14 protein-coding genes are annotated in these 14,864 nt (G+C 35.5%); 4 read left to right on the plus strand and 10 right to left on the minus strand.

The annotated features are described in order from the left end of the window. Nucleotides 1-283: 283 nt before the first annotated feature. A complete protein-coding gene (gene putP / locus ASC84_RS02995) occupies nt 284-1,789 on the plus strand; it encodes a sodium/proline symporter PutP (RefSeq protein ID WP_056511600.1) in 1,506 nt (501 codons plus the stop codon). A 52-nt stretch (nt 1,790-1,841) separates the two neighbouring features. Here putP and ASC84_RS03000 read toward each other — a convergent pair whose 3' ends face one another. Then, entirely contained in the window at nt 1,842-2,339 is a 498-nt protein-coding gene (locus ASC84_RS03000) for an Lrp/AsnC ligand binding domain-containing protein (RefSeq protein ID WP_004821915.1), read from the minus strand. A gap of 120 nt (nt 2,340-2,459) precedes the next feature. Here ASC84_RS03000 and putA point away from each other — a divergent pair, with 120 nt between their 5' ends. Further along, nucleotides 2,460-6,215 carry a trifunctional transcriptional regulator/proline dehydrogenase/L-glutamate gamma-semialdehyde dehydrogenase gene (gene putA / locus ASC84_RS03005; protein WP_056511603.1) on the plus strand — a complete coding sequence of 1,252 codons (3,756 nt, stop codon included), beginning with the start codon at nt 2,460-2,462 and terminating at the stop codon, nt 6,213-6,215. 140 nt (nt 6,216-6,355) lie between these two features. On the opposite strand, the gene ASC84_RS03010 is transcribed toward putA, so the two are convergent. The 5 genes from ASC84_RS03010 to ASC84_RS03030 form a co-directional block, all read right to left on the minus strand. After that, nucleotides 6,356-6,922, minus strand: a complete 567-nt coding sequence (locus ASC84_RS03010; RefSeq protein ID WP_056511605.1) for a TetR/AcrR family transcriptional regulator — start codon at nt 6,920-6,922, stop codon at nt 6,356-6,358. Between the two features lie 29 nt (nt 6,923-6,951). Beyond that, nucleotides 6,952-7,296 (minus strand): multidrug efflux SMR transporter, encoded by a 345-nt coding sequence (locus ASC84_RS03015; protein ID WP_056511905.1) that lies wholly within the window; start codon nt 7,294-7,296, stop codon nt 6,952-6,954. 901 nt (nt 7,297-8,197) lie between these two features. Further along, nucleotides 8,198-8,422, minus strand: a complete 225-nt coding sequence (locus ASC84_RS03020; RefSeq protein ID WP_004719860.1) for a hypothetical protein — start codon at nt 8,420-8,422, stop codon at nt 8,198-8,200. Nucleotides 8,423-8,499: 77 nt separating this feature from the next. Next, nucleotides 8,500-9,495: an alpha/beta hydrolase gene (locus ASC84_RS03025; RefSeq protein ID WP_056511909.1), complete on the minus strand. Its 996-nt coding sequence runs from the start codon at nt 9,493-9,495 to the stop codon at nt 8,500-8,502. Between the two features lie 131 nt (nt 9,496-9,626). Beyond that, entirely contained in the window at nt 9,627-9,842 is a 216-nt protein-coding gene (locus ASC84_RS03030; RefSeq protein WP_056511607.1) for a hypothetical protein, read from the minus strand. A gap of 338 nt (nt 9,843-10,180) precedes the next feature. Here ASC84_RS03030 and ASC84_RS03035 point away from each other — a divergent pair, with 338 nt between their 5' ends. Continuing rightward, on the plus strand, nt 10,181-10,462 hold the full coding sequence (locus ASC84_RS03035) for a hypothetical protein (protein WP_004719854.1): 282 nt from the start codon (nt 10,181-10,183) through the stop codon (nt 10,460-10,462). A gap of 621 nt (nt 10,463-11,083) precedes the next feature. Here ASC84_RS03035 and ASC84_RS03040 read toward each other — a convergent pair. From ASC84_RS03040 to ASC84_RS23465, 4 genes are all read right to left on the minus strand, one after another. Beyond that, nucleotides 11,084-12,310 carry an acetamidase/formamidase family protein gene (locus tag ASC84_RS03040; protein WP_056511610.1) on the minus strand — a complete coding sequence of 409 codons (1,227 nt, stop codon included), beginning with the start codon at nt 12,308-12,310 and terminating at the stop codon, nt 11,084-11,086. Nucleotides 12,311-12,724: 414 nt separating this feature from the next. Next, nucleotides 12,725-13,105, minus strand: a complete 381-nt coding sequence (locus ASC84_RS03045) for an MliC family protein (protein ID WP_056511615.1) — start codon at nt 13,103-13,105, stop codon at nt 12,725-12,727. A 436-nt stretch (nt 13,106-13,541) separates the two neighbouring features. Further along, a complete protein-coding gene (locus tag ASC84_RS03050) occupies nt 13,542-13,919 on the minus strand; it encodes a hypothetical protein (protein WP_056511618.1) in 378 nt (125 codons plus the stop codon). 129 nt (nt 13,920-14,048) lie between these two features. Continuing rightward, nucleotides 14,049-14,174: a hypothetical protein gene (locus ASC84_RS23465; RefSeq protein ID WP_264753245.1), complete on the minus strand. Its 126-nt coding sequence runs from the start codon at nt 14,172-14,174 to the stop codon at nt 14,049-14,051. 210 nt (nt 14,175-14,384) lie between these two features. Here ASC84_RS23465 and ASC84_RS03055 point away from each other — a divergent pair, with 210 nt between their 5' ends. Further along, nucleotides 14,385-14,849 carry a DoxX family protein gene (locus ASC84_RS03055; protein ID WP_056511912.1) on the plus strand — a complete coding sequence of 155 codons (465 nt, stop codon included), beginning with the start codon at nt 14,385-14,387 and terminating at the stop codon, nt 14,847-14,849. Nucleotides 14,850-14,864 lie beyond the last annotated feature (15 nt).

Raw genomic sequence — 14,864 nt, forward strand, 5'->3', positions numbered from 1 at the left:
TTCGATAAACAATTTTATGGAATTATCAATTAAACGTTAACAATGTAACTTTGCGTAAAGTATAATCCCACAGTCTCTAAACACTCCCAGTAGAATTTTTTTGGATATAAATTGCTGATTTTTTGCATTTGTATCTAAAGTTACAATCGGATACATAAATCTTGCACAATCACCTTATAAAAATCACAGCGATATTTTTTAGTTGTGTGAAAGAATTCGCTCGTGAAACTTATGCGATAAAAAATAAAACTTGGAGATTTACTCCACAAGGACTGAATTAAATATGGACTCACTCAACCCCACAGTTGTCACGTTTATCTTTTATATCATTGCAATGGTTTGTATTGGCTTATATGCCTATAGAAAAACCACCGATTTCTCAGATTATATTTTGGGAGGTCGAAGTTTAGGGAGTTTTGTCACTGCACTTTCAGCGGGTGCATCGGATATGAGTGGCTGGCTACTTATGGGACTCCCAGGTGCAATTTACCTGACTGGATTATCTGAATCATGGATCGCAATCGGGCTCATTATTGGTGCTTGGCTCAACTGGTACTTGGTCGCAGGCCGTTTACGTGTCCATACTGAAATACAAAATAATGCATTAACATTACCAGATTATTTCACCAGCCGTTTTGGTGATAAAAAGAAAGTGATCCGTATCATTTCTGCGCTGGTCATTTTAATCTTCTTTGGTATTTACTGTGCTTCAGGCATGGTGGCAGGTGCACGTTTATTTGAAAGTATTTTTGCTATGAACTACACCACTGCTCTTTGGGTCAGTGCGATTGCAACCATCAGTTATGTGTGTATTGGTGGGTTCCTTGCGATCAGTTGGACGGATACATTTCAAGCGGGCTTGATGATTTTTGCATTACTGTTGGCACCGATTATGACTTTCTTGGCAGTCGGTGATTTACAACATGTCAATCAATTGATTGAAACTGCACGTCCACATGCAGCAAATATGTTCCAAGGGGTCAGTTTTATTGCCATCATTTCATCAATGGCATGGGGCTTAGGCTATTTTGGACAACCGCATATTCTAGTCCGTTTTATGGCAGCAGATTCAGTGAAAACCATTCCTAATGCTCGTCGTATTGGTATGGCGTGGATGATTCTATGTTTAGCGGGCGCTGTTGCTGTCGGTTATGTTGGTATTGCTTATTTCCAAGCACATCCAGATATTCCGTCAGCTGCAATTGTGGCAAAAAATCCAGAAACAGTCTTTATGGAATTAACCAAAATCTTATTTAATCCATGGGTTGCTGGTGTTGTTTTAGCCGCTATTTTAGCCGCTGTCATGAGTACCTTAAGCTGTCAGCTTTTGGTATGCTCAAGTACCTTAACTGAAGATTTATATAAATCTTTTCTTCATAAAAAAGCCTCACAAAATGAGTTGGTTTGGGTCGGTCGTTTAATGGTTTTAGCCATTTCAGTGCTCGCGATCATCTTGGCATTTAACCCAGAAAGTAAGGTACTTGGTCTAGTGGCTTATGCATGGGCTGGTTTTGGTGCAGCATTTGGTCCGCTTATTTTATTGTCTGTGTTCTGGAAGCGTATGACTTTAAATGGCGCATTGATCGGTATCATTGTCGGTGCTGTAACAGTAATTGTTTGGAAAAACACCATGGCGCATACGGGTTTATATGAAATCGTGCCGGGCTTTGTGCTTTCTTTCATCAGCATCATTGTGGTCAGCTTAATGGACAAAGCGCCTGAAAAAGAAGTAATTGATCGTTTTGAAAATGCTGAACAAATTTATAACCGTGAAATGAAAAATATGTAAATTCACATGTTTGAATAAACCATTAGCGTTGGGGGCATTCATGCCCCCTTTTCTATTTCTTTACTTTCGCTTTAAAATTTAAATGTAATTGTGAGCTGTCTTTAATCACTTCCATCACGGGATAACTACGCGTTTCCTTTACCCCAGGCAATTGCCAGAGTACCTGCCCTGAAATACGACGGAACTCCTCCATATCTGCACATCGAATCTTCACCAAAAAATCAAAACCACCACTGATCATATGACATGCCATAATTTCTGGATATTGTACGATTGCATCTGAAAAAGCATCTAAAGCATTGGGTGTGGTTTTGTCTAAAAGAATCTCAACAAATACCACAAAATTAGCGCCTAACATTTTCGGATTTAGTTTTGCTTCATAGCCCAAAATAAATCCTTCACCTGTCAATTTCTGCACCCGAGCAAGCGCAGCTGTTGGGGATAAATTAACTTTTTCAGCCAACTTAATATTGGAAATTTTTCCATCTTTTTGCAAAATATCCAAAATCCGAATATCTATACGATCCAAGCTTAAATAAGCACTTTCCATAGAATAATTCTCTAAATATTATTCAAATTATAGTGAGTTATTCACTAAATATTCTGTAATCATAAATTATATAAACCCATCTGCTCAACAAAAATATTTGCTAGTCACAGGACGTTGACAATGAATATGGATTCGCCTCAAGTTTTAAATGCAAACCTACTTCCAAGTTTGGATTACATTACCGAATTTAAAGACAAAACTGATTTTGAAGAAGAAATCAATCATGCGTGGCGTCGTACTGAATCGGAATGCGTTGAAAACTTACTTGAGCACAGTCAAATTTCTGAAGAAATGAATCAGAAAATTTATGACATAGCATTTAACTTAGCGCATAGCTTACGTGACCGTAAAAGTTCGTCAGGCAAAGCAGGTATCGTACAAGGTCTGCTGCAAGAGTTTTCATTGTCTTCACAAGAAGGCATCGCATTGATGTGCTTGGCTGAAGCCTTGTTACGTATCCCTGATAGTGCGACCCGAGACTTATTGATTCGCGATAAAATTAATCAAGGTAACTGGAAAGATCATTTAGGCCAAAGTAATCTCATGTTTGTTAATGCTGCTGCATGGGGACTCATGCTGACTGGCAAACTGATGGAAACACCTAAACAAACCAGCCTTTCGGGGATCCTCACTTCGCTCTTAGCACGTACGGGTAAAGGCATCATCCGTAAAGCAGTTGATGCAGCAATGCGTATGATGGGTGAACAGTTTGTTACTGGTGAAACCATTGACGAGGCTTTGGACAATGCCAAAACTCTTGAAGACAAAGGTTTCCGTTATTCTTATGACATGCTTGGTGAAGCAGCACTGACTGAACACGATGCAGATCGCTATTTCGAAGACTATACACAAGCGATTCATGCCATAGGTAAAGCGTCTGAAGGTAAAGATGTTTATACCGGCCCTGGAATTTCAATTAAACTTTCGGCTTTACATCCACGTTATCAACGTTCTCAAACCGAACGTGTGCATCATGAACTTTATCCTCGTATTTTAAATTTAGCACTTTTAGCTAAGACCTATGATATTGGTCTCAATATTGATGCAGAAGAAGCGGATCGTTTAGAGCTGTCTTTAGAATTACTTGAGCGTTTATGCTTTGAGCCACAACTGGCAAACTGGAAAGGTATAGGCTTTGTCATTCAAGCCTATCAAAAGCGTTGTTTCTATGTGGTGGATTATATTATTGATCTGGCAAAACGTAGTCAAAAGCGTTTAATGATTCGTCTGGTCAAAGGTGCTTACTGGGACAGTGAAATCAAAAAAGCACAAATTGACGGTATGTCTGACTACCCAGTCTTTACCCGTAAAGTGCATACAGATTTGTCTTATATTGCTTGTGCAAAAAAACTATTGGCTGCGCCTGATCAGGTGTATCCGCAATTTGCAACACATAATGCGCAAACACTTGCCACTATTTATGAGTTAGCAGATCCACAAAAATATTATCTTGGTCAATATGAATTCCAATGCTTACATGGCATGGGTGAACCACTTTATGAACAAGTGGTAGGCAAGGTTTCAGATCAGAAATTAGGGATTCCATGTCGTATTTATGCGCCTGTCGGTAATCACGAAACCTTATTGGCCTATCTGGTTCGACGTTTATTGGAAAATGGCGCGAATACCTCATTTGTTAACCGTATTGCAGATAAAAATATTAAAATTGAAGACTTGATTGAAAACCCAGTTCAAGAGATTTTACATACTGCAGAAAAAGAGCACGCAGTCGGGTTAAAACACCCTGCTATTCCGCTTCCTCATGATTTATATCAAGGCATACGCCAAAACTCTCAAGGTTTAGACTTAGCTGATGACAGTAAATTAAAAGATTTAAATCAAACTGTTCAACACTATTTAAAACACCTGTGGAACAGTTATAGCCTTGTCGATCAGCTTGATTTACAAGACTTAGCTGAAATAAATTCGCAAGAAATCCGTAATCCAGCTGATCATTCAGATCTAGTTGGTTATGTGATCGAAGCAGAAACAGCACAAGTCGATTTGGCCTTAGATAACGCTCATCAAGCTTTTGAAAATTGGAAAAATGCATCTCAAGATTTTCGTGCAGAGTTATTGCTCAAAGCTGCTGCGATTATGGAATCGCGTATTCAGGAACTGATGGTTTTACTATGCCGTGAAAGTGGTAAAACTTATAGTAATGGCATTGCTGAAGTACGTGAAGCCGTTGATTTCCTTAGATTCTATGCAGCACAAATGCAAAGCATTGAGGAAAATGGCACACTCAGCCCACTGGGTACAATTTTATGTATCAGCCCTTGGAACTTTCCGCTTGCAATTTTTACTGGACAAATTTCGGCAGCACTTGTTGCAGGAAATACCGTAATTGCTAAACCTGCTGAACAAACACCATTAATTGCAGCGCAAGCGATTCAAATCTTATGGGAAGCAGGAATTCCAAAATCAGTTGTACAATTACTTCCTGGTCGTGGTGAAACAGTCGGGGCAAAACTCAGCCAAGATGAACGTATTCAAGGCATTATGTTCACAGGTTCCACTGAAGTTGCTAAGATTTTACAAAAAACCGTGGCACAACGTCTAAGCCCAACAGGTCAACCGATTCCGTTGATTGCTGAAACAGGTGGTCAAAATGCGATGATCGTAGATTCTTCTGCGCTGACGGAACAAGTTGTGATCGATGCAGTAAACTCAGCATTTGATAGTGCTGGTCAACGTTGTTCTGCCCTCCGTGTATTGTGTGTTCAAGAAGACAATTCAGCAACCTTGATTAAGATGCTTAAAGGTGCCATGCAACAGCTCAACATTGGACAACCTATTTTGCTTAAAACAGATATAGGCCCTGTGATTGATGGTGAAGCGAAGCAAAATATTGAAAAGCATATCGAAATGATGCGTAGCAAGGGCTATGCAATACATCAACTTGCTTATGAAACACCAACATCTGATCTAAATGCAGGCACATTTATTGTCCCGACGGTGATTGAACTTCCAAATCTGAATGATTTAAAACGTGAAGTTTTTGGACCTGTATTGCATGTCATTACCTATAAATATGGTGAATTAAAGCAATTGTTAGAACATATCAATGCAAAAGGATATGGCCTAACCATGGGTTTACATACACGTATCGATGAAACTATTCAAACCACCATTGAACATGCGGAAGTGGGTAACTTATATATTAACCGTAACATTGTTGGTGCCGTTGTAGGCGTACAACCTTTTGGTGGTGAAGGTTTGTCAGGAACAGGGCCTAAAGCTGGTGGTCCGATTTATTTATATAAATTAATGCAGCATACAGCCCTACCCAATCGCCCTTTTGGTACTGTAAAAAATATTTCGGAACAGCTCAATCTAAAACCATCTGAGATTCAAACAGAATTTCACACTTGGGCAAAACAGCATCATTCGCAATGGGCTATGCATCAGTATCAATCACCGCTTGCCTTATATGAGCTTCCAGGTCCAACAGGTGAATTGAATCAATATCATGTTGTATCACGTCATCGGATATTGGCAATCGCAGAACAAGAACAGGCTTTGCTGAATCAGTTTAATGCAATTTTGTCTCTCAATGCGCAAGTCTGTATTTTAAGTGACGATGCGATTGCTTTAAAAATGATTCAAAGTATGCCAAAAGCGTTGCAACAAAAATTTTCGATGATCAATGATGTGGCTGTTGGAGAGTTTGATGCTGTTTTACATCAAGGTGCTGGTCTAAAAGAATTACAAACTCTGATTGCGCAACGTGAAGGTGCAATTGTTGGCATAACTCATTTAGCGGATGCCAATACAATTATTCCACTTGCACCATTACTTATTGAACGTGCAATCAGTATCAATACTGCGGCTGCAGGCGGAAATGCAAGTTTAATGACTTTAGGCAGTGAATAAATCATAAAGCAATGATTTAACCTAGTTTAAAGAAAGTTTTCCATTCCAAGCCAATATCATTTGGCTTGGTTTTTTTATTTTGGATTTTTATTTTGGTCTGTAGCTATTGGTTTTGCTTACAAAGCAGAGCAAATGAATCACTATTCAGGATAAGTTCTTAACAACAATTCCTGTTTAATTTCCTCATAATCATTTTGCATTTTTGGGGAGAGGCTTTCAACAAACCATGCCCCATCCGCTGCATAACGTAATATTTTTAATGTGGCAGAATCATCCGTTTCAGCATGTTGAGACAATCGCCGTGTCAGCCATTGATCCCACTTCTCACTATAAGATTTATCTGTCATCAATGTCATGCTTAAAGCACTCCATACTGTGTTGACTCCAAATGAAGCGCTTAAGGTGACATCAATATATGCGCGAGTAAAACAACCATAAGTAACTGGATCTTTTTCAATGGCTAGACTGACTTGCTGGTCCAGTTGTTGGATCAACTCTTCCAACATGGCCTCAATCAAAACTTGTTTATTGGCAAAATGATGAAATACACCACCTTTAGTTACACCTGAACGCGTTGCAATACTTTGAATCGATACGCCATTTACACCATGTTCAGCAACTAAACTCATGGTGTTAGCTAAAATTAATTTTTTAACACCTTCAGGATCTTTTTTACGTTGATAAGCATTTTCTACAATTATATCCATACTCAAATCTTACCTGCTTCGTGCTTTTATCAATGTCCTGCTGATGTTGAAAATAAGTTAATCACCAATACACCTGAAATAATTAATCCAATACCTGCAATTGCAGCAAAATCTAAGCTTTGCTTGAAAATGAAGTAACCTACCAAAGCAGTGAGGATAATACCAACACCAGCCCAAATTGCATAAGCAATACCCAATGGAATTGTTTTAATCACTTGAGACAGTAAATAGAAAGAAATCACATAAAAAAATACCACCAGTAAACTCGGGACTAACTTTGTGAAGCCTTGCGATTTCACTAAGAATGTTGAACCTGTTACTTCAGCGATGATAGCGACCGCCAACAAACTATAGGCAAAAACAATAGAATTCATAAATTCATCAAAAGATACCATTTGGTTGGTATGTTATATAAATTCAATTTTTAATACAATCTATAACTATACGAAATCTCACGCATTAAATTTGATGAATAAAAAGCAACATCACTTTGATAAAAACTATTTTTATAAAAAAAGACGAGTTATCAATATGATACTCGCCTCTTTTCTTCAATTTTCTACTTAATCAGGTTGGGTGAATAAAGTAGAAAAATGAAATTATAAACAACAAGGCAATTATCGCCAAAATTAAATACGTGTTTACCGTGTTGAAACTCTTTATAAAGTTTAAAATTTCCATTATTTTTCGTCACAAAATAAACCAGCATTTATTCTAATATATTTTGTCACAATTTGTAAGATCATTAAGCCTGATTAAATTAAAAAACACTTAAAAATTGAGTCTAAACGTCTACTTTTACAGCATGAATAGATATTAAAAAGATTCATTATAAATGATAAACATTCTCATATAGTTGTTTTTATTCAGTTATTCTGTAGATTTTGATACCAGTATCACAATAATCAGACCACCACTCCATTGATTAGAAAGCATTAACACTCATTAGATTATCTTAATAAAATATGTTTTTAATGTTTTAAACACATGATAAAAAAATCAAAAAAATGAAACATTTAGATACACCATCCAAAAAATGTGAAAAAAAAACAAAGGATTTATCGGGATTTGTTACAAGTTGTGTTTAACAATAAGAGCACATATCAATGTTTTATATGTACTAAATTTTGATTTTAACAGGCAAAAGTGATCACTATAGGATCAAGTAAGTGTTTAAAAGATATATTACTTTTTCTCATGCAATATGATAAAAAAATTTACACTCATTCCTTGAGTTGTAAATTTTAAAAATTGTTATTCTATTTATTAAAATGCTTATTTCACCTCAAAATGGTGTTTTTCTGTGACCAATTTAATTTTTATATCTTTGTAGTAACGAACCATTGTGTTGTTTGGATCTTTCTTGAGTGCGTCTGCAAATTTATCTTCATTCATTAACTTAGCATAAGTTTTATAGCCAATTTCTAAAGTTGATGCTTTCTTACTTGATTCTTGAAATTCATCTATACGCTTGTTGATTTGCTTTACACTGATTTCCATCTTTCATTTCTCACTACAATTTTATTTTTTATAACATGCTTTTATGACAATTCAGTTTAAATCATTATTTTTTGAGTTTATTTTGAATCAACATTTTTCTTCAAAAACAAAATAGTTTGATCAAATGTTTGCTGACTCGCCTTTTTGCCCAAGAAAAATTGATATTCATGGACCAACCATTCTTTTGATTCAGGGTAGAAAACAGCTTGAATAGGGATTTGCTTTTCTTGCAACGCTTTTACAAAAGGAATGGACTGTGTATTTGTCAGAAAATCTTTATTACCCCCACTGATAAAAACAGGTGGATAGTTTTTGGTAAGATGTTGTATAGGTGATAAACGTTTTAAATATTCAGGATTGTCTTTTTGATTACCTGTATAAGCTTGGACAAGATTATTTACCCCCCATTCAATCAGTTTGATTTCATCTGGTGCTGTATTGATAAAGGCGTTCATATCATAAATTCCGCAATGTAGAATTAAACCCTTAAGTTGTGAAGTTTGAATCGAGGCTGTAAATCCAGATTCTATGGCGAAATTTGGATTAGTGAGAAGCGCTGCATAATGACTGGCTAAATTGGCCCCAGCCGAATCCCCTGCTAAAAATAATTGATCAGCATCTATATGGTATTGTTTTGCATTTTGCTGGATAAATCGCAGTGCGTTATTGATTTGATACAACTGCGTTGGATAAATTGCTTGCGGTGCAAATTGGTATTGCACAGAAACAACATTATAACCTTGTGCTGCAAGCAACTTAAAATATCCTCTTGCATTATCTTTAGCACCTGAAATCCAACCACCGCCATGAATCCAGATCACTGTTGGGCGTTTTCCAACGTGTTGAATATCTTTTGCTTGATAGAGATCTAAACTTAGTTTTGGCTGTTCTTGGTATGCAATGTTATTGCTAACAATGACATTCTCTGGTGCATATTTATCCATCAGATAGCGTTGAAAATGTGTTGAAGTATCAAATGCCTTGGCAATAATTTTGTTATTTTTTTGCACATTTTGGCAAGCAGATAATGTGAATAGCGAAAGTGTACAAATAAGAATTTTCAGTTTATGCATTTTGACCTCAAAATGTTCAATCATTGTGATTTTCACATTATCGATACATTCAATTGTGGGCCTAATATAGCTTAAAAAATGAATTCCTTTTCTTTTAATTTCAATGCAAAAAATAACTAAAAAATTTTAATTTATATTTGTGCAATTTGTTGATGTAGACTTTGCAAAAATAAATCCGCTTCAGCTTTGGTCTGGCACTTTTTAAGATATAGGCCATTGGCATTTTGATTGTGCGGTGTATATTCTATACTTATAGAAAAATTTTGCGTAATCATATTCTTAGATACATGTATCGCGATAATATGCAGTGAATTTAGGTAAAAACCATCTTCTATTTTAACCAGCATTTTAAGCCTCAAACTTTATAACACAGAGAGAGTAATACAAAAAAGCCCATCTTTTGATGAGCTTATTGTTTAAATATTTTAAACTTAATCATACTTCAATTTAGCCAATATTTAAAATTTTTGGTTGTTTATTATGTAACAAAAGGAATATCCTCTAAAAATTTTCTTGAACAATACAATAAAAAAATCTAACACATCATCAAAATTCAGCTTTAGATTGTCCGACATTTTTTCAATTGATCAAAATACTTTGATGTTAGATTGGCTAAATCGTGATACTTATCACATTTCATAATAAAAGTTATTTTGTCTAAATCTCTTTTATGGAGGTTGTTAATATGAATTATTTGATTATTTTAAATTCCTCACAAGTACATCATTTAGATGAAGTCCATAAGCTCATCTGTGACTATGATGCTTCAATTCGGGTGAACCCCTCCACTTGGCTGATCAACACAAGCTATGAAGCCAACATCATTCGCCAACATTTAGCGAGTATTATTAGCATTCATGACTCTCTGTTAGTCTTTAAGATTGATGGTGAACATTCATTTACCAACGATTTGGATTTAAATGACTGGATGGAGGATATAAATAGTAAAAGTATGATTCGTGTCTAAAGCTCACTCTGCTAAATTGCCATAACCAAGTCTTAAATAAACATGATTCTTCATGTTTTAAGAGTTTTAGCATTGATGTCGGATATCGAAAGCCACGATAACAAACGGTTCAGTATCGTTTGAAAGCATAAATAGATAAATTGCAGGAAAACAATCCACACTGATAAAGACGAATAAATTATAGTTTTTTATTATTTCAAAGATAATGATGAATCCTTGAAAGCAGATTACACAACCTTACTTTCAAGGATATTTAATTAGGGTCTGTTGACAATTCGTCTACGTTTGCGACTACGTGTGTTTTTTAGGCGATACTAGGCGCGAAATACGAAATTTAGTCATTCTAAATAAGTAGTTCGTAACGACGTAGCGGCAAAAAACACGCTAGTCCCGAAGGGTTGTGGTTAAAATTATCTCAGCCTTCGTTATGAAACTCGAAAATAGTCTCGCTATTCTCTTCGTTTCATGCCTTGCCTGCTCAATTTTAACCTACAACGCAAGCCATTTATGAAACTCGAAAATAGTCTCGCTATTCTCTTCGTTTCATGCCTTGCCTGCTCAATTTTAACCTACAACGCAAGCCATTTATGAAATGTCAACAGACCCTAAGCAGCTCTAGTTTTACTTAGCGTCTTCAACAAACTCTTTAAAGTCAGCTTTACGTATTTTGGCATGGATCCCCTTGGTCTTATCGACCACTTGCGATACTTCAAAATCAGTAGCAGCGCTTAGATAAGCATAAGCAATCGCTTCATCAATACCATATTCTTGATTTAAAAAACGAATCGCTTCACGTGTAGATTTTTTCATTGCTTCATCTAAATCTTCATCTAATCCTGGTGTAATCCAAAATTCAGCATTTTCTGCTAATGGCTGTACGATTGCTTTACCCGGGATTTTATCTTTGCCTGTTTTTAATAAAGTGAATTTGAGTGTTGCTCTTGCTGAAGCTTCTAATGCAGTTAGAGCAACTTCGCCATCACCTTGGGCAAAATGACTATCACCTGTATAGAACAATGCACCCGGCACTTGTACTGGGTAATATGCAGTTGATCCAGCACCTAACTCATTAATATCAATATTACCGCCATACATCGCTGGTGGTACTGAATGAACTGGCTGTGATGTATTCGGTGCGACCCCCATAATGCCCATAAACGGGCTTAGCGGGAAACGAATTGATTTACCTGATTGTGTTTTTAGTACCCCTTCATATTCACCTTTCCCATTTTTTTCTATTGGGGTAAAGACCGAAACATTCCCATATCGCTCAGGATGTTCAGCCGAAGCATTTTCTTGTTTCGGTCTTTTAGGAAACTCCCCCACTAAAGCACCTTTACCATGACGATTTGAAATGACGCCATAGGGAACACGAGGCTCTACTTTAATGACTTCTACTTTTAAAATATCACCAGCTTGTGCACCTTGAATCTCAATTGGGCCAGTCACAATATGAGGTCCATCTTTATGAAAATCATGTTTTAGAGAAGATTTTGTAATATTTTTTGCTTCATCTAAAATGTATTCATCTTTCACCCCTTTTGATTTAAAGAATTTTTCTGCATCTCGCCCTTGATCTTCAAGTAAACCTTCATGTGAAACTGTATCAAAAGTCACCACACTCCCCGACGGAACAGAAATCACAGGCTTGGCATCTTTATTCGGTAAGTAACCCCAAGTAATCGTATTTAAAGTCGAGGGTACATAATAATTGCCTTTGTATTCACCGTCTTTTAATTGAACAGGCTTATTGGATAATTGCTTAAGAACATTAAAACTTTCAGCATGAACGACTGAAATACTGATAGCACTGAAAATAAACAGTGAAAGAACCGTATGCTTAAACATAAAAATACCTTTAATAATTGAAAAATAAAAATATTACAAAGGTGTTTTCAGCAAATTTCATGCCACGGTAAAATTACTTTAATCTGTTCATTTCAATAGATATTGCGCCAATTGTTTACAATTAGTCGGTCTATTCAAGTGCATAAATAATGAAATGCCCGTAAATATCTTATTTTTGAATGGGTTTTAAAGTACTTAATTTTAATGTGTACAGTTTTCTCTCAAACTATTCGGCTTCTTTCATAAGTCCTTTTAGGGCGATAAGCCAGCATAAACTCCCCCTCATCCTAGCCTTCTCCCAAAGGGGGCAATAACTTTTAACATCAATATGATTCACTCAATACGATCATTTTTTGATTGATGAACTACGAATAAAAAACCCCACCAAATGGTGGGGCTATTTACGTCACAATTCTATTTAACTTCTTTCACTGTAAAAGATTTATCTTTAGCAAGTTCAATGGTTCCTTCATCGCCTTTAGAATGAATTGAAACACCATTGTCACCTTCTAAACGCATACCGCTTCCAGCAGGTACTTCTTTCAATGAATAGTTATTTCCATCGCTATCCGTTAATGTCGCTGTAACAAAATTATCACTGGTCTTAAGTGTAAATTGTTTCTTATCAACGGTTTCATACTTCACCGTTTTTTCAGCCGACTCATTTGTATCAACAGCCACGGCGCTACTACTTACCTCATTATCAGGAGATGTCGCTTTATCTTTGTCTTTTGCACTACACCCAGCAACAAAAACAACAGCTAAAAAAGATGAAATTAATAATAATTTTTTCATGTTTAATCTCGAATAAATATGGAAGTTAAGTTCTAACATAGCGCTTTAGAGCAATCCAACCACTTATTGCGAATAACTACTTGTTGCCTACACAAATTATAACAATCACTTAGAACCTTATACATTTTAAGCTTGAATTTTGTTTTAATTTAAATATTTAGTTTTATTCTTTGATCAATGAATAGGATGTATTAAGCCTAGATGAGTACAGTCATTGCAGATTAGGACGAGACGGCTTTATTTCATTAAAGAAAATTACTCGGCTATCTTAGCTTACGCCTACAGTATGATTTGTTATAGAGGAAGCCTAAAAATTACTTGAATTGGAAATAAAAAATCCAAATAAAACTTTGCTTTAAAATTAATAATTATCCCACTTTTCTATAGCGTAAAACCTCCATTAAGAGGCTAGTTTATTCATTATTTTATTAAAATATTAATTCAGTAATAATTTCGGATCACTTCGTTTCATATAAAGGTAAACCCCTAATTGTAATACAGCAAAATATCCCAAATTTCTCAAAATAACTTCAGTAATGCTTGAACTACCAAAAGCTAAATCGGTTACAAAAAGAAAAGCCACTAAAATTAAATGTAAATAAAAGGGTTGTTTGATTTTACTGCCTATTGCAGTAACAGCATTAAGATAACCAACGATCATCAATCCAAGAATCATGATCATTACTACAAGAACAGTTAGCGCTTGCTCATATAAATCACTGCTGTATAGAAAGATAACTTTAACTATTCCAGCCAACGCACATAGCCCAATAAATGAGGCTAATAAATTTTTTATAAAGTATTTTAGATTCATAATTGCTCTATAGCTTTCTTAAGTCTAAAAATTATACAGCATTGTTTTGAAAAAAATCTAGGAATCTCATGCTATATCAATAGCCTTCACACTCATATCAATCAGCCCACTGTATCAGTGGGCGTTGGGTTAATTGTCCTTATCGACTGAATGTGGCGTTGTTGTTTGATCTTGCTTTTGTGTATCTGTATCTCTTTTTTGACACGCTGTTAAGCCGATCAACATAGCTAAACTTAAAATTGAAAAGATTTTCATACTTCGCTCAGTTTTGCTTAAAAATACACCATATCAAAGTATAGACTTCTTGATGTGTATTTTATGAAACTTACGTAACATTTCGAACAGCCTTAGCAAAATTTTAAATCTGTATAAATGACAAATTATATACACTCACCAACAATGCTTACATTTAAAAAGTCTGCTCAGATTATTAAGATATTTTCTAATTTTCAGAATCATAGAAACATGCTTAGTTTTCTCTTTAAAAATCCATTTAATTCGCCAAAATTTAGTCACTTCGCCTTAATATTAGCCAGAATTTCGATCGGTTTATTTTTCTTTACAACGGGTTATAACAAATTATTTGTAGAGAAAAATCAACAAATCATGTTGGAAACGATTGTTTCGGCAGGTATACCTTTTCCAGAAGTGACAGCTATCATTGTTTCTTTATTTGAATTTGTATTCGGGCTATTGCTAACCATAGGATTATTTACTCAGTTAACCAGCCTTATATTGATCTTTATTTGCTTTGTTGCACTCGTAACCGTTGGTATTTATACAATTCCACCAGGCCTTAATTTGATCACTTGGATAAGCTGGTTTTTCTATATTCATGATTTGCTTTATATTTTCATTTTACTTTTTATTTTTACAAACAAGCCAGATTCTTTCACTCTAGATAAACTTTTTTTCAAAAAATACTTTTAGAAAATAGCCACTTTT

It is taken from the genome of Acinetobacter sp. Root1280, from assembly GCF_001425285.1.
GTDB classification, from domain to species: Bacteria; Pseudomonadota; Gammaproteobacteria; order Pseudomonadales; family Moraxellaceae; genus Acinetobacter; species Acinetobacter guillouiae.